Source organism: Lysobacter sp. BMK333-48F3, assembly GCF_019733395.1.
GTDB lineage: Bacteria > Pseudomonadota > Gammaproteobacteria > Xanthomonadales > Xanthomonadaceae > Lysobacter.
Genome location: NZ_JAIHOO010000001.1, coordinates 2,947,979 through 2,962,264, shown reverse-complemented (window position 1 = coordinate 2,962,264; position 14,286 = coordinate 2,947,979). Strand labels below are relative to the sequence as shown.

The following is a 14,286-nucleotide window of genomic DNA, read 5'->3' as shown; positions in this document are numbered from 1 at the left end:
GCCGCGTTCTTCGCCGCCGCCAGCGCCGATGCCGCCGGAAGCGCCCGTATAGGCGCACGAAGGCCGCGAATTTGCCCTCGGATGCCGCCGATGTATACGCTGTATACATGAGCGCCCCCGCCACCGCCGACCGGATCCTGCGCGCCGCCCGGGCCTTGTTCGAGCGCGGCGGCGCGCAAGCGGTGACCATGCGCCGCATCGGCGAGGCGGTCGGGATCACGCCGATGGCCATTTACCGCCACTTCCGCAATCGCGAAGCGCTGCTGCAGCGCATCTGCGACGACAGCTTCGAGCAGATCGCCCGCCATTGGAGCGCGCGCAGCGCCGGCGGCGACGTGATCGCGCGCCTGCTCGCGACCCAGCGCATCTACCTCGATTACGCACTGGTCCATCCGCACCTGTTCGATCACGCCTTCTCGATGCGGCGCGAACGCGCGCGGCGCTTCCCCGAGGACTTCCGCGCCCGCCTGTCGCCGACCTTGAACGTGGTCGCCGACCTGGTCGCCGAAGCGCAACGCGCCGGCCGGCTGCGCGAGGGCGACGCCTGGGACTTGGCGATGACGTTGTGGGGACACACCCACGGCCTGATCGCGTTGTACCGCGCCGGCCGCTTCAGTTACGGCGAAGCCGAATTCCGCGCCTTCTACGACGCCTCGCTGGACCGCTTGCTGCACGGACTGTTGAACGATTGAAGCGCGCGGATTGAAGCGCGCGATCGAAGCGCGCGCGCCGGAGACGCGACGGCGAGCGGCCATTCCGGCCCGACAGTCCGGCACGATATTCCGCTGTCCGGCACAGCCGCGGCCGCGGGGCTTGGCGATAATCCGCGTCCTCCCCATCGCCGAGCACGCGCCATGCGCCACTCCCGTTTTCTCGCCGCCGCACTGAGCTGGACGCTGTTCGCCGCTTCCGTGCAGGCGGCGCCGCCCGCCGCCCAGCCGTCCTCGCTGCGCGTCTACGCCCTGGACTGCGGACGCATCGACCTGCAGGACATGGGCATGTTCTCCGACGCCGACGAGTACGCCGGCCAGTCCGGCACCATGGCTGCGCCCTGTTTCCTGATCGAGCATCCCAAGGGCCGGTTGCTGTGGGACACCGGACTGGGCGACGCGATCGCGGCCAAGCCCGAGGGCGTGCCGCTGCCGGGCATGGGCATCCGCTTCACGGTCCAGCGCACCCTGGTCGAACAACTGGCCGAACTCAAGCTGCGCCCGGCCGACATCGACTATGTCGCTCTGTCGCACCTGCACGCCGATCACAGCGGCAACCTCGGCCTGTTCCCCAAGGCGACCTGGGTGCTCAATCGCAGCGAACTGGAATGGGCTTCTGCTACGCCGACGCCGATCGGCGTCGACCCCAGGCTGTTCGCCGGTTGGCGCCAGGCCAAGCTGCGCGACGGCAACGACGACGACGATCTGTTCGGCGACGGCAGCGTGCGCATCCTGCGCGCGCCCGGCCACACGCCGGGGCATCGCGTGCTGATGCTGCGCCTGGCCAACTTCGGCCCGCTGGTGCTGTCCGGCGACCTCTGGCACACCCGGGCCAACTACGAGCAATCGCGGGTGCCGGCGTTCAACCACAACCGCGCCGACACCCTGGCCTCGTTCGAACGGGTCAGGCGCCTGCTCGCGACCCACCCCGGCCAGGTGGTGGTGCAGCACGCGCCGGAGGATTTCGCCGCGCTGCCGAAATTCCCGGCGTACATGGACTGAACCGTCAGCGTCGGGGCGGACTGCCGAAAGTTGGTTGACCTCCTGCACTGACCCGCCGGCGCGGTTGCAGCGAAGCTGGATGCTGTCCTCACTGCGCAGCGAGTCCGCCATGACGCACCTGTCTTCGCCGCTGTTCCGTCTTCCCCTGGCCGCGGCCCTGCTGGGGCTCGCGGCCTGGTCGCCGCTGCGCGCGCAGGCGCCGGCCGCCCCCACCGAGCCGGTCGCGTCGAAGCTGCCGATGACCTTGCCGGCGACGCTGGAAGCCGGACGGTTCTTCCTCCAGCCGCAGTTGCGCGACGGGCGCAAGCTGCGTCTGTTCTCCGACACCGGCGGCGGGTTGCTGTTCACCCACACCGGCGCGCGCGCCATGGGCGTTACGCCCAAGGCGCAGGCCGCCGATGCGCCGCCGCAGTTGCTGGCCTGGCCGCAGTTCGACCCGCGCGCCTGGATTCCGCCGCCGCGCGACGCGCAGCGCGGCGTGCCTACGCTGGCCGCGCCGCCCGATCAGGAGCGCCGGATCGGCGACGGCATGCTCGGCGCGGCCTGGTTCGGCGGACGCAGCTGGGAGTTCGACTATCCGCGCGGCCGCTTGCGCCTGTTGCCCGACGGCGCCCTGCCACGGGTCGAGGCCGCGCACCGGGTCGCCCTGGGCCTGCAGAAGGGCGACGACGGGCGCCCGACCACCCACTTCCCGCGCATCGCGGTGCGCATCGACGGCGAAACCCTGCAACTGCTGTTCGACACCGGCGCGAGCCTGATGCTGACCGAACAGGGCGTGCGCGAACTCGGCGGCGGCCCGGCCGATCGCGCCGGCAGCTTCATCGCCGCCAGCGTGCTGCAACGCTGGCGCGAACGGCATCCGCACTGGCGGGTGATCGAACACGCCGACCGCAACGACAGCGGGCGGCTGATCGAAGTGCCGGAACTGGAAGTCGGCGGCTATCGGGTCGGTCCGGTGTGGTTCGCCGAACGCCGCGACCGCAACTTCCACGACTACATGTCGAAGTGGATGGACCAGCGCGTCGACGGCGCGATCGGCGGCAACGCCTTCGCCGACTTGAAGATCAGCGTCGACTATCCGTCGGCGACCGCCACGTTCGAACGCTGACGCGGGACGCGGGCGAAAAATACGCCCGGCACGAGCCGGGCGTTCGATCGATCCAGAAGGGATCGGAACCGGAACGGCCGCGCGCGAGGCGCCGCGGCCGACGAAACGGCGGCGCGCCTCAGCGTACCGAGGGATCGAGCTTGCGCAGCGCGCTGGCGACGTCGACTTCGCCGGTGCGCTGCAGTTCGTCGCGATCGTAACGGCGGCCGTAGGCGGTGCAGTCCTGCTTGGCCCGCGACTGGATCCGCGAGCCGGTCTGGCGCAGGCAATAGCGGTCGTCGGCGCGCGGCGTCGCGGCCGCCTGGGCGTCCTGCTTGGCGGCGCGGCCGGCGTCTGCGCCGAGCCGGGCGTCTTGGGCGACGGCGGGATCGGCGGCGGTCGGAGTCTGCGCGCCGGCGGCGAACGCGCATGCGCACAGCATGGCGGCGAACATTGCGGATTTCATGGAACGCCTCCTGTGATCGACAGGGATGAAGCGGTCCCATCCACGATACGCCCGCGCTCCGGACGCGGTGCCGTTAGGGCGATCGTCGTTTAGGTTTCTGTCAGCGTTGCGGACAGGCCTCGCGGCGGCCGCTGTGGAACGCCATCGCCTCGGCTTCGGTGGCCGGGCGCGGCGCCTGTCCGTCGTCGAACAACACCCGCCACACCCCGTCCGCGCCGCGGTGCCAGACCGACTGGAACGCGCCCAGCGCATAGCGCGGCTGCGCGCCGGGCTGCACGCGCTGGTACAGCGCCGGGCCGGTGGACCAGGCGACGTCGCGGGCGCCGGCGATGGTGACCCGGGTCGGATACCAGCGCAGCAGGGTCTGCTTGCCTTCGATCAGCCCGGTCCAATCCTGGGCGATCCGCTCGCGGCCGCGGGTCGGCTGCGGGCGGCCGGCGCCGAACGCGGCCTGCGGATGCAGGTGCTCGGCGAAAGCCTGGGCGTCGTGTTCGGCGACCGAACGGGCGAAGCTCAGTTCGCGCGCCCACACTGCGCATTCGTCCGCATCCAGCCTCACTGCCGGCGCCTGCGCTGCGGCGGCCGGCGCCGCCGGCGCGGATGCGCTCTGGGCGACGGCGAGCGACCACGGCGCGACGGCCAGGCAGGCGATGCGGACGAGAATGCGCATGGACGGAAACTCGACGGGCGTTGCGGCCACTATCGGCAGGCCCCGCCAACGGCGCCAGCGACGGAAGTCATGCCGAATCTGGCCGCCCGTCGCGCTCCCGGCGGCCGACACCGGCCTGCCATCCCGGGCCGCTATCATGCGCGGATGCGTTCGATCTTGTCCGCGGCCTGGGCCGCCCTGCTCCTGTCCGTCCTCGCCGCCTGCGCCGCGCCGACCCGCGAGACGCCGCCCGCCGACACGCCGCTGCTGCTGATCTCGATCGACGGCTTCCGCGCAGGCTATTTCGATCTGGGCCTGACCCCGAACATCGAGCGCCTGGCTGCCGACGGCGTGCGCGCGCAGTGGATGACCCCGTCCTACCCCTCGCTGACCTTTCCCAACCACTACACCCTGGTCACCGGCTTGCGCCCCGACCATCACGGCGTGGTCCACAACAGCATGAGCGACGATGCGCTCGGCCGTTTCCGCGTCGCCGACCGCGACGCGGTCGGCGACACCCGCTGGTGGAACGGCGGCGAGCCGATCTGGATCGGCGCGCAGAAGGCCGGCCTGCGCAGCGCGACCCTGTTCTGGCCCGGCAGCGAAGCGCCGATCCGCGGCTTGCGCCCGAACCGCTGGCGCCCGTTCGATGCCTCGATCGACGAGAACGCGCGGGTCGACGAAGTCCTGGGCTGGCTCGGCGAACCGGCGACGACCCGGCCGCACGTGGCCACCCTGTATTTCGATGCGCTCGATCACGAAGGCCACGACCACGGCCCGAATTCGGCGCAGGCGCGCGCCGCCCTGGTCCGCATCGACGCGGCGATCGGCCGCCTGATCGACGGCCTGGAGGCGCGCGGCCTGAGCCAGCGGGTCAACCTGGTGCTGGTTTCCGACCACGGCATGGCCGAGGTCGCGCCGGGCCAGCGCATCGCGGTGGAGGACATGGTCGCTCCGGACCAGGCCGTGGTGACCTCGGTCGGCCAATCGATCGGCATCGTCCCGCTGCGCGGCCGCGAGGCCGAAGTCGAGCGGCGCCTGCTCGGCGCGCATCCCCACTACGACTGCTGGCGCAAGGGCGACCTGCCGGCGCGCTGGCATTACGGCCGCCACCCGCGGGTGCCGCCGATCGTGTGCCAGATGCGCGAAGGCTGGGACGCGATCGAAGCCAGCAAGCTGCGCGAATACCCCAACCCCGGCACCCGCGGTTCGCACGGCTACGACCCGGCGCTGCCGTCGATGCGCGCGATCTTCGTCGCCCGCGGTCCAGCGTTCAAACGCGGCGCGACTCTCGCCCCGATCGACAACGTCGATGTCTATCCGCTGCTGGCGCGCCTGATCGGCATCGCCCCGGCGCCGAACGACGGCCACATCGCCCCGCTGCTGCCGGCGCTGCGCGAGCCCTGAATCGTCCTAGCGCGTTGCATCGCCCCTGTAGGAGCGGCGCGAGCCGCGACCCACCGCAGCGACGTACTCAAGCGCAACCGCTGCAGCCCGGACCGCCGGGCTGTTCGTACGGCCTCATCCGGACTTCGGGCGATGGCGTGGTATTTCGCCGCTTCGGTTGTCGCGGCTGACGCCGCTCCTACACAAGCCGGACCAGCTCGTTCCCAGACGCATCGCTCAAGGGTAGGAGCGGCGTCCCACGGGGATTTCCTCCGGTCACAAGCCGCGACCGCGCCAGTGAACCCACCGCGCCAGCCCCTCGCAGGCGCCTCCACGTTCATGTCCGAATCCGGCGAGTCGGCGCCCTGCCCCGGTGCTAGGCTGCCCCGCATGGAAGCCACCCCCACTCCCGCGCCGGCCGCCTCCCTGCCGCATTGGCGCGTCTGCGAACAAGCCCGGCTGAGCCGCGATCCGCGTTTCGACGGCCTGTTCTTCACCGCCGTGACCAGCACCCGCATCTATTGCCGCCCGGTGTGTCCGGCGCCGGCGGCCAAGCGCGAGAACGTCGTGTACTACGGCCACGCCGCCGCGGCCGAAGCCGCCGGTTTCCGTCCCTGCCTGCGCTGCCGGCCGGAGCTGTCGCCCGGCGACGGCGCCTGGCGGCGCGGCGATGCTGCGGTTGCGCGCGCGCTGAAGCTGATCGACCAGGGCCTGCTGGCCGAACAACCCCTGGCCGAGCTCGCCGCGCGCGTCGGCGTCGGCGAACGCCAGTTGCGGCGATTGTTCGTCGACCGCCTCGGCGCGCCGCCGATCGGCGTGCACGGCACCCGCCGACTGCTGTTCGCCAAGCAATTGCTGACCGAAACCCGTTTGCCGATCACCGAGGTCGCGATGGCCGCCGGATTCGGCAGCCTGCGCCGCTTCAACGCGACCTTCCAGGAGGCCTACCGGATGGCGCCGCGCGAGCTGCGCCGGCGGCCGAACGAAAGCCTCGACAGCAGCGGCGAAACCCTGAGCCTGCGCCTGGGCTACCGGCCGCCGTACGACTTCGCCGCGATGCTGGATTTCCTGCGCGGCCGCGCCCTGCCCGGGGTCGAGCTGGTCGACGAGCACAGCTACAGCCGGGTGATCGGCCCGATCGAAGCGCCGGGCTGGCTGCGGGTCAGCGCCTGGCCGTCGCGCAAGGGCGAGCCCGAGCACGCGCTGCGCCTGGAACTGCACGGCCCGGCGCCGGCGCGGCTGCTCGACATCATCAACCGCTTGCGGCGCATGTTCGATCTCGATGCCGACCCGAACGCGATCGGCGCCGCGCTGTCGGTGGATCCACGCTTGAAAGCGCTGGTCGAACGGCGCCCCGGCCTGCGCCTGCCCAGCGGCTGGGACGGGTTCGAAATCGCGGTGCGCGCGATCCTCGGCCAGCAGGTCAGCGTCGCCGCCGCGCGCACCCTGGCCTCGCGTCTGGCGCAGCGTTACGGCCAGGCGCTGCCGAAACCGTTCGCGCCCGGACTGGAGCACCTGTTCCCGACGCCGGACGCCTTGGCCGATGCCGACCTGGTTTCGATCGGGGTGACCCGTGCGCGCGCCGACACCGTGCGCACGGTCGCCCGCGCCCTGCTCGACGGCCGGGTCGATTTCCGAGCCGAACGCACCCTGGACGATTTCGTCGCACGCTGGGTCGCCCTGCCCGGCATCGGTCCGTGGACCGCGCATTACGTCGCCTTGCGCGCGCTCGGCCATCCCGACGCCTTTCCGGCCGACGACCTGGTGCTGCAGAAGGCCGTGCCGGAAGACGGCGTGCGCATGACCGCCAAGGCGCTCAATGCGCGCGCCGAAGCCTGGCGGCCGTGGCGCGCCTATGCGGTGATCCAGGTCTGGCGCGACAGCATGCCGGTGCCGGCGGCCAAGCCCGCCGCGACGGCGAAGCCCGCGCCGAAGCGCCGTCGCGCCGTCGCCGATCACGCCGCCGATACCGGATCGGCGCGCAACGAGGGCGCGGCGGCATGATCACCTACCAGAGCATCGACAGCCCGGTCGGCGCGCTGTTGCTGGCCAGCGCCGCCGACGGTTTGCGCCTGATCGAATTCGAGCACCCCTGGCATCCGTACAAGCGCGGCGCCGATTGGCGCGAAGGCGACGACGAAGTGCTGCAGCGCACGCGCAATCAGCTCGACGATTACTTCGCCGGCCGCCTGCGCGAGTTCGACCTGCCGCTGGCGCCGCACGGCACGCCGTTCCAGCTGCAGTGCTGGCGCACCCTGGCGCAGATCCCCTGGGGCGAAACCTGGAGCTATGCGCAGATGGCGCAGCGCATCGGCCGGCCGACCGCGACCCGCGCGGTCGGCGCCGCCAACGGCCGCAATCCGCTGCCGATCGTGCTGCCCTGCCATCGAGTGATCGGCTCCGACGGCAGCCTGACCGGTTTCGGCGGCGGCCTGCCGACCAAGCAGTTCCTGCTGACCCTGGAAGGCGCGCTGCCGGCGGTCGAGGCGGTGCCGATCGGGGATTTGTTCGCGCCGCGTTGAGGTTTCGTGCGCGGGGCGGATCCAGGTAAGCGCAAGCAGGGCAGGAGCAAACGCCAGAGCAAATCCCCCCTACCCCCCTTTTTCAAAGGGGGGAACAGCACGGCAGCGCGTCAGAGATGAGAGCCCAGGCAACGGTGCCCTGCCTTCCCCCCTTTTTCAAAGGGAGGGGAACAGCGCGGCAGCGCGTCAGAGGTGAGAACCCAGGCAACGGTGCCCTGCCTTTCCCCCCTTTGAAAAAGGGGGGCCAGGGGGGATTTGCTGTTGCTGTTGCTGCTGTTGCTCTAGCTGTGCCGCCGACGCCATTCCCCCAGCCACTCAATCCGCCATCAACAACCGCATCGCATCCGCATAACCCGCGGCGATCTCGTCGCGCTTGGGGTGTCGTCCACCGGAGACGACCACCCGGCCGCCGACTTCGACCGTGTCGATGACATTACGGTTGCCGCTGAACAACCAGCGGTCGATGCAGTCCTCGTCGCTGGCGCCGGCCAGGATCGGCGCGTTCGGATCCAGGGTCAGCCGATCGCCGGCCAGGACGTCGGCGCCGAAACCGGTCGAGGCCGCCGCGCTGGCCGCCACCCCGCGCAGCAAGGTTTCGCCGACGCTGGCCGCATGCGCCGCGTCGCCGCGGCCGACCGCGATGTTGCGCCGACGGGTGATCAGGCGCTGGCCGTACTCCAGCCAGCGCAGTTCCTCGACCGGCGAGACCGAGATGTGCGAGTCCGAACCCACGCCCCAGGCGCCGCCGGCGTCGAGGTAGTCGCGCAGCGGGAACAGGCCGTCGCCGAGATTGGCCTCGGTGGTGGTGCAGATCGCCACGGTCGCGCCGCTGTCGGCGATGCCGCGCACTTCGCTCTCGTCGAGATGGGTGGCATGGACCAGGGTCCAACGCTCGTCGACGTCGGCGTTGTCGAGCAGCCAGCGCACCGGACGCGCGCCGCGCAGCGCCACGCAATCCTCGACCTCGGCGGTCTGTTCGGCGATATGGATGTGCACGCGGCTGTCGCCGGGGATCGCCGCCAGCACCTCGCGCATCGGCGCCGGCGGCACCGCGCGCAGGCTGTGCAGGCAGCAGCCGACGCGCAGCATGTCGTAGCTATGAGCGCGCAACTTTTCGAGCAATCGCAAATAGGAATCGACGTCATGGCCGAAACGACGCTGGCGTTCGCTGAGCGGGCGCTCGTCGAATCCACCAGTCATGTACAACACCGGCAGCAGGGTCATTCGAATGCCTACTTCCGCCGCGGCACCGATCAACGACCATGACATCGCGTCCGCGACGGCAGCCAAGCGATGGCCTTCGGGTGGACGGTGCAGATAGTGGAACTCGCACACGCTGGTGTAGCCGGCCTCCAGCATCTCCACATACAACTGGCAGGCGACCGCGTACAGCGTTTCGGGCGTGAACCGCTCCGCGAAGCGGTACATGGTCTCGCGCCAGGTCCAGAAGCTGTCGGCCGGGTTGGTCTGGCGCTCGGCCATGCCGGCCATGGCGCGCTGGAAGGCGTGCGAATGCAGGTTGGCGATGCCGGGCACGCGGCGGCGCAGCGGCGTACCGGCTGGTACGGCCGCGGGGCGCCGCCAGCCGGCCGGGGTCCAGTCGATATAGGGAGGGGGCGTGGTCATGCCCGCATTCTCGCCTGCACGCGCCCGCGACGCGACCGCCGGCCGGGTCACGACCGGCGCCAACGGCTAAAATCCCGTCATGACCGCCCTTTCCCCCCGTTCCGACGGCGCCCTGTACGACGGCCTCGTGCTCGGCGCCACCCTGGCCACCCTCGACGGCGACCGCGGCTACGGCGAGATCGCCGACGCCGCGCTGGCCTGGCGCGACGGCCGCCTGGCCTATGTCGGCGCGCGCTCCGGCCTGCCCGGCGCGCCGCAGTCGCTGGCCGCCAAAGTGATCCAGGCCCGCGGCTGGATCACCCCCGGCCTGGTCGACTGCCACACCCACCTGGTGTTCGCCGGCGACCGCGCGCGCGAGTTCGAGCTGCGCCTGCAGGGCGCCAGCTACGAGGAGATCGCCCGCGCCGGCGGCGGCATCGTCTCCAGCGTGCGCGCCACCCGCGAGGCCAGCGACGGCGAACTGCTGCGCCAGTCGCTGCCGCGCGCGCGCGCCCTGCTCGAGGACGGCGCCACCACCGTGGAGATCAAGTCCGGCTACGGCCTGGACCTGGAGAACGAGCGCAAGATGCTGCGCACCGCGCGCGCGATCGGCCGCGAGCTCGGCCTCGGGGTGCGCACCACCTACCTGGCCGCGCACGCCCTGCCGCCGGAGTACGCCGGCCGCAGCGGCGACTACATCGACGCGGTCTGCGCCTGGATGCCGCGCCTGCACGAGGAAGGCCTGATCGACGCGGTCGACGCGTTCTGCGAAGGCATCGGCTTCTCGCCGGAACAGACCCGGCGCGTGTTCGAGACCGCGCGCGAACTCGGCCTGCCGGTCAAGCTGCACGCCGACCAGCTCAGCGACCTCGGCGGCGGCGGCCTCGCCGCCGCGTTCGACGGCCTGTCGGCCGATCACGTCGAACACACCTCGCTGGACAGCGTGCGGGCGATGGCCGAACGCGGCACCGTCGCGGTGCTGCTGCCGGGCGCGTTCCACGTACTGCGCGAAACCAAGCTGCCGCCGCTGGACGCGTTCCGCGAACACGGCGTGGCGATGGCGGTGGCCACCGACTGCAATCCCGGCACCTCGCCGTTGCTGTCGCTGCGCCAGGCGATGCAGCTGGCCTGCACGCATTTCCGCCTGACCCCGGAAGAGGCCTTGCGCGGCGCCACCGTGCACGCCGCGCGCGCGCTCGGCTACGCCGACCGCGGCGTGCTGCGGGTCGGCGCGCAGGCCGATTTCGTGCAATGGGACATTGGCCACCCGTCCGAGCTGTGCTATTGGCTCGGCGGCCGGCTGGCGCGGCGCGTCTACGCCGGCGGCCTGCAGGTGGCCGGCGACGCCTGAGGCGCGGGCGAACGCGCCGGCAGCGGCCGACGCGGCGTGAACCATGATCGCCCCGCGGCCGCATCAGCATCGGCATCGACAGCGATGCATCGCTGCGCCGCGGCATGCCCTCGCCGCGGCTTGCTGTACGCTCAGTCCTCCCGCGCGCCGCGGCGCGCAGCCCACCGGAGGATCCGTGCGGATCGCCGCTCTCGCCTTAGCCCTTGCCCTGTCCAGTCCAGCCGCGCAGGCCGACCAACCCTTGAGCGCCGGCCAGCGCTTCGCCCAGGACGCGATCATCGTCGACACCCACATCGATGCGCCCAGCCTGCTGCTGCGCCACTGGGCCGACCTCGGCGTGGACACGCCGAAAGTCGAGTTCGACTATCCGCGCGCGCGCCAGGGCGGCCTGGACGTGGCCTTCATGTCGATCTACACCTCGCCCGGCGAAGACCGCGCCGGCAGCGCGACCCAGACCGCGCACACCCAGATCGACGCGGTCGAGGCGATGATCGGCCGCCACCCGCAGCAATTCGCCCTGCTGCGTTCGCCGGCCGATTTCGAACGCCTGCACGCCCGCGGCCAGCGCGTGCTGTTGGCCCTGGGCATGGAAAACGGCGCGCCGATCGGCGACGACCTGGCCCGGCTGGCGCAGTTCCATGCCCGCGGCGTGCGTTACATCACCCTCGCCCACAGCGAGGACAACCGGATCAGCGACTCGTCCTACAGCACCAAGCGCAGCTGGCAAGGGCTGAGCCCGTTCGGCGAGAAGGTCGTCGACGAAATGAACCGGCTCGGCATCATGGTCGACGTCTCGCACCTGTCCGACGACGCGGTGCGCGACGTGCTCGCGCGCAGCAAGGCGCCGGTGATCGCCAGCCATTCCGGCCTGCGCCACTTCACCCCGGGCTTCGAGCGCAACCTCAGCGACGAACTGGCCAAGGCGGTCGCGGCCAAGGGCGGCGTGGTCCAGATCGTGTTCGGCAACGCCTTCGTCGACCCGGCCTCGGCCGCCGACACCCAGGCCTACTTCGTCGACAGCGCCAAGTTCGAGCGCGAACAGGCCGCCGCGCGCGAACGCGGCGAACCGGTGCGCAGCCAGGCCGATTACGACGCCGCCTGGGAAAAGGCCCATCCGCCGCGCAAGGTGCCGATCGACGCCGTGCTCGATCAGATCGACTACGGGGTGAAGCTGCTCGGCGCCGATCACGTCGGCATCGGCTCGGACTTCGACGGCGTGTCCGGCGCGCTGCCGGAAGGCCTCAAGTCGGTCGCCGACTATCCCAACCTGATCGAAGGCCTGAAGCGCCGCGGCCATTCCGACGACACCGTGCGCAAGATCCTCGGCGGCAACCTGCTGCGGGTGTGGCGCGCGGTCGAGGCGCAGGCGGTGGGTCGATGAGCGCCACCGCAGCCGGCCCGGAGTTCGACCTGCTCGAAGCCAACCCCGGCGGTTCGCCCGACGGCCACCTGCGCTTCCAGGACGAACACGGCGAGGAGTTCCTGGAACCGTTCGACCTGGTCCAGACCCTGGCCGAGGTGCTGGCCGACGGCGGCCATCGCGCGCACGCCTACGACAACGGCTGGATCGAGATCGGCGACGACGGCCTGTTCGCGTTCCCGCAGTTGGTGGAATTCACCGAGCTCGACAACGGCGTCATCCGTACCGCCAGCACCATCCAGTGCAACCACCCGCGCTGCTTCCCGCAGGGCCTGTTCGAGTACCAGCACGCCACCGGCGAGGGCTTCGACGACGCCGTGCGGCGCGGTTTCGGCCAATGGGCGCGCACCGACCTGATCGCCCTGCTCGATGCGACGCGGGTCGAACCCGAAGCCTGCATGAGCATGCGCATGGACTTCGATGGCGAGGACGGAGCGCAAGCGCGGCAGCGACGGGTCGTGTTCGGGCCGGTGGCGCACTTCGGCCAGGCGCCGGCCGAGCAGGCCGCGAGTGCGGACGCGGGCGAGGACGCGGAAGCCTGCGAGCACGGCTATTGCCCCTGCTGTCTTTTCACCCAGTCGCTGGACGCGTTCCGCCCGCTGCTGCAGGCCGAGGGCGTGTTCGCGCTGCGCCTGTTCGCCTCGCGCGATCACCGCGACGGCGAATGCCAGGCCGATTGCCGGGTCAACGGCGAAGACTGGTCGCCGGGCCTGGACAGCCTGAACGCCTATGCCGCGACCTGGCCGAGCGCGGCCGGGCAAGGGCTGGAATTCCGCAAGCAGTACGTGATCGTGCAGGACGCGCCGGGCTGAGCCCGTCCGCGGCGGTGCAAGCCGAAGCGGAACCGGCGCTCATGCCAGCCCAGCCAGCCGTCGTCTAATTCGCACAGCGCACCTCGCGAGGGAAACCAAGCGATCCGGCACTTAAGCGAATCCCGAATCCCGAATCCCGACCGTCAAAAGAAAAGCCCGGCGCGAGCCGGGCTTTCTTCGACCATCGTGCAAGCGCGGATCAGAAGCTGGCGCGGATGCCGATGCTGTACTGCTTGGCGTGCTCGCCGAATTCGGCTTCGCCGACGATGCCCCAGGTCTGGTTGAACTTGACCAGGGCGCCGAGGGTGCCGCTGAACTCGCTGTCGTACATGTCGCCGTCGGTGTAGTTCAGCTTGGCCCAGCCTTCGAAGTTCTTGGCCAGGTTGCCGCGCAGACCGACCGAACCGCGGAAGTCGTCGCCGTCGATCTCGTCCTGCAGCAGGCTGGAATCGAGTTCGGTGCGGATGTAGCTCAGCTCGCCGACCCAGTCGACGCGCTCGGACAGGGTGTGGTGGTAGCCCACGCCGATCTTGAGCTGGTCGGCATCGACGTCGATGTCGCCCAGGGCGATATTGTTGAAACGCACGCCGACGTTGTCGTCTTCGCCCTTGCGGTAGCTGCCGAACGCGTAGAACGGCGCTTCGCCGAACGCGACCGAGCCATCGATGTAGCCGCCGTCGGCCTTCGGATCCTGCACGCTCAGACCCGGGGTCAGGCTGCGCACTTCGTACTGCTGCACCGAGTAGCCGGCTTCGATGTGGGTGTAGCTCAGACCTTCCGCAGCTGCGGCGGTCGACGCCAGGGCCAGGGCCAGGCCCAGCGCGAGTTGCTTCTTCATAAATCCCCTTGTTCCTTGATTGGTGATGAAGTTCCCATCCTCGGGAACGGCGCGCATCTTAATGAAAAAATTACATCCTGTCTGCGTGTATCGCGCCGCCCACCCGCAGAACCGCGCCCCAAAAAACAAAAGCCCCGCTGGCGCGGGGCTTTGTTGCGAGCTTGCGGGCCGCAAGGCCCGGCAGGCCGGCTTATTCCTTGGTGGCCTTCTTCGCCACGACCTTCTTGGCCGGCGCCTTGGCCGCGCTCTTGGCGGTCTTCTTAGCCGCCGGCGCCGCGGCGGTGCCGGTGGCCTTGGTCACGGCCTTGCGGGCGTTGCCGTAGCTGGAGTTGTAGCGCTTGCCCTTGGCGGTCTTGCGGTCGCCCTTACCCATGGTCGTGCTCCTAATTAAGACGTTGTGCGTTGGATCGAATGGTGTTCGCGCTGGCGGCAGGCGGG

14 protein-coding genes are annotated in these 14,286 nt (G+C 70.7%); 9 read left to right on the top strand and 5 right to left on the bottom strand.

Features of this window, described 5'->3' with window-relative positions; genetic code table 11:
• The first annotated feature begins 107 nt into the window (after nucleotides 1-107).
• The 3 genes from K4L06_RS12575 to K4L06_RS12565 all read left to right on the top strand — a co-directional run bounded on the left by K4L06_RS12575 (nucleotide 108) and on the right by K4L06_RS12565 (nucleotide 2,820).
• A complete protein-coding gene (locus K4L06_RS12575) occupies nucleotides 108-692 on the top strand; it encodes a TetR/AcrR family transcriptional regulator (protein ID WP_221671685.1) in 585 nt (194 codons plus the stop codon).
• 162 nt (nucleotides 693-854) lie between these two features.
• Nucleotides 855-1,712, top strand: coding sequence for an N-acyl homoserine lactonase family protein (locus tag K4L06_RS12570; protein WP_221671684.1), 858 nt, complete (start codon nucleotides 855-857; stop codon nucleotides 1,710-1,712).
• Between the two features lie 109 nt (nucleotides 1,713-1,821).
• Nucleotides 1,822-2,820 (top strand): retropepsin-like domain-containing protein, encoded by a 999-nt coding sequence (locus K4L06_RS12565; RefSeq protein ID WP_221671683.1) that lies wholly within the window; start codon nucleotides 1,822-1,824, stop codon nucleotides 2,818-2,820.
• Between the two features lie 118 nt (nucleotides 2,821-2,938).
• On the opposite strand, the gene K4L06_RS12560 is transcribed toward K4L06_RS12565, so the two are convergent.
• Together K4L06_RS12560 and K4L06_RS12555 are read right to left on the bottom strand one after the other, a co-directional pair.
• Nucleotides 2,939-3,265, bottom strand: a complete 327-nt coding sequence (locus K4L06_RS12560) for a hypothetical protein (protein ID WP_221671682.1) — start codon at nucleotides 3,263-3,265, stop codon at nucleotides 2,939-2,941.
• A gap of 100 nt (nucleotides 3,266-3,365) precedes the next feature.
• Nucleotides 3,366-3,935, bottom strand: coding sequence for a DUF4440 domain-containing protein (locus tag K4L06_RS12555; protein WP_255595103.1), 570 nt, complete (start codon nucleotides 3,933-3,935; stop codon nucleotides 3,366-3,368).
• Nucleotides 3,936-4,079: 144 nt separating this feature from the next.
• Here K4L06_RS12555 and K4L06_RS12550 point away from each other — a divergent pair, with 144 nt between their 5' ends.
• The 3 genes from K4L06_RS12550 (at nucleotide 4,080) to K4L06_RS12540 (ending at nucleotide 7,822) form a co-directional block, all read left to right on the top strand.
• Nucleotides 4,080-5,321 (top strand): ectonucleotide pyrophosphatase/phosphodiesterase, encoded by a 1,242-nt coding sequence (locus K4L06_RS12550; protein ID WP_221671681.1) that lies wholly within the window; start codon nucleotides 4,080-4,082, stop codon nucleotides 5,319-5,321.
• A gap of 369 nt (nucleotides 5,322-5,690) precedes the next feature.
• Nucleotides 5,691-7,304, top strand: coding sequence for a DNA-3-methyladenine glycosylase 2 (locus K4L06_RS12545; protein ID WP_221671680.1), 1,614 nt, complete (start codon nucleotides 5,691-5,693; stop codon nucleotides 7,302-7,304).
• Nucleotides 7,301-7,822: a methylated-DNA--[protein]-cysteine S-methyltransferase gene (locus K4L06_RS12540; protein WP_221671679.1), complete on the top strand. Its 522-nt coding sequence runs from the start codon at nucleotides 7,301-7,303 to the stop codon at nucleotides 7,820-7,822. The genes K4L06_RS12545 and K4L06_RS12540 overlap by 4 nt, the downstream gene beginning before the upstream one ends.
• 315 nt (nucleotides 7,823-8,137) lie before the next feature.
• Here the strand turns inward: K4L06_RS12540 and K4L06_RS12535 are convergent, their stop codons facing one another.
• The gene (locus tag K4L06_RS12535; protein WP_221671678.1) at nucleotides 8,138-9,448 is read right to left on the bottom strand and encodes a formimidoylglutamate deiminase; all 1,311 of its coding nucleotides are present in this window, start codon (nucleotides 9,446-9,448) and stop codon (nucleotides 8,138-8,140) included.
• Nucleotides 9,449-9,527: 79 nt separating this feature from the next.
• On the opposite strand from K4L06_RS12535, the gene hutI reads away from it, so the two are divergent.
• From hutI to K4L06_RS12520, 3 genes are all read left to right on the top strand, one after another.
• Nucleotides 9,528-10,778, top strand: coding sequence for an imidazolonepropionase (gene hutI, locus K4L06_RS12530; RefSeq protein WP_221671677.1), 1,251 nt, complete (start codon nucleotides 9,528-9,530; stop codon nucleotides 10,776-10,778).
• Nucleotides 10,779-10,953: 175 nt separating this feature from the next.
• Nucleotides 10,954-12,159 carry a dipeptidase gene (locus K4L06_RS12525; protein WP_221671676.1) on the top strand — a complete coding sequence of 402 codons (1,206 nt, stop codon included), beginning with the start codon at nucleotides 10,954-10,956 and terminating at the stop codon, nucleotides 12,157-12,159.
• Nucleotides 12,156-13,010 carry a hypothetical protein gene (locus K4L06_RS12520; RefSeq protein ID WP_221671675.1) on the top strand — a complete coding sequence of 285 codons (855 nt, stop codon included), beginning with the start codon at nucleotides 12,156-12,158 and terminating at the stop codon, nucleotides 13,008-13,010. Before K4L06_RS12525 ends, K4L06_RS12520 begins: the two co-directional genes overlap by 4 nt.
• Before the next feature lie 199 nt (nucleotides 13,011-13,209).
• Here K4L06_RS12520 and K4L06_RS12515 read toward each other — a convergent pair whose 3' ends face one another.
• Both K4L06_RS12515 and K4L06_RS12510 read right to left on the bottom strand, forming a co-directional pair.
• The gene (locus K4L06_RS12515) at nucleotides 13,210-13,848 is read right to left on the bottom strand and encodes a hypothetical protein (RefSeq protein WP_221671674.1); all 639 of its coding nucleotides are present in this window, start codon (nucleotides 13,846-13,848) and stop codon (nucleotides 13,210-13,212) included.
• Nucleotides 13,849-14,038: 190 nt separating this feature from the next.
• Nucleotides 14,039-14,221 (bottom strand): 30S ribosomal protein THX, encoded by a 183-nt coding sequence (locus tag K4L06_RS12510; protein ID WP_221671673.1) that lies wholly within the window; start codon nucleotides 14,219-14,221, stop codon nucleotides 14,039-14,041.
• Between the last annotated feature and the right edge of the window lie 65 nt (nucleotides 14,222-14,286).

Coding starts and splice junctions, on each gene's coding strand:
- K4L06_RS12550 (WP_221671681.1), top strand. CDS start 4,080: ATGCGTTCGATCTTGTCCGCGGCCTGGGCCGCCCTGCTCCTGTCCGTC.
- K4L06_RS12575 (WP_221671685.1), top strand. CDS start 108: ATGAGCGCCCCCGCCACCGCCGACCGGATCCTGCGCGCCGCCCGGGCC.
- K4L06_RS12540 (WP_221671679.1), top strand. CDS start 7,301: ATGATCACCTACCAGAGCATCGACAGCCCGGTCGGCGCGCTGTTGCTG.
- K4L06_RS12560 (WP_221671682.1), bottom strand. CDS start 3,265: ATGAAATCCGCAATGTTCGCCGCCATGCTGTGCGCATGCGCGTTCGCC.
- K4L06_RS12565 (WP_221671683.1), top strand. CDS start 1,822: ATGACGCACCTGTCTTCGCCGCTGTTCCGTCTTCCCCTGGCCGCGGCC.
- K4L06_RS12535 (WP_221671678.1), bottom strand. CDS start 9,448: ATGACCACGCCCCCTCCCTATATCGACTGGACCCCGGCCGGCTGGCGG.
- K4L06_RS12515 (WP_221671674.1), bottom strand. CDS start 13,848: ATGAAGAAGCAACTCGCGCTGGGCCTGGCCCTGGCCCTGGCGTCGACC.
- K4L06_RS12510 (WP_221671673.1), bottom strand. CDS start 14,221: ATGGGTAAGGGCGACCGCAAGACCGCCAAGGGCAAGCGCTACAACTCC.
- K4L06_RS12570 (WP_221671684.1), top strand. CDS start 855: ATGCGCCACTCCCGTTTTCTCGCCGCCGCACTGAGCTGGACGCTGTTC.
- hutI (WP_221671677.1), top strand. CDS start 9,528: ATGACCGCCCTTTCCCCCCGTTCCGACGGCGCCCTGTACGACGGCCTC.
- K4L06_RS12545 (WP_221671680.1), top strand. CDS start 5,691: ATGGAAGCCACCCCCACTCCCGCGCCGGCCGCCTCCCTGCCGCATTGG.
- K4L06_RS12555 (WP_255595103.1), bottom strand. CDS start 3,935: ATGCGCATTCTCGTCCGCATCGCCTGCCTGGCCGTCGCGCCGTGGTCG.
- K4L06_RS12520 (WP_221671675.1), top strand. CDS start 12,156: ATGAGCGCCACCGCAGCCGGCCCGGAGTTCGACCTGCTCGAAGCCAAC.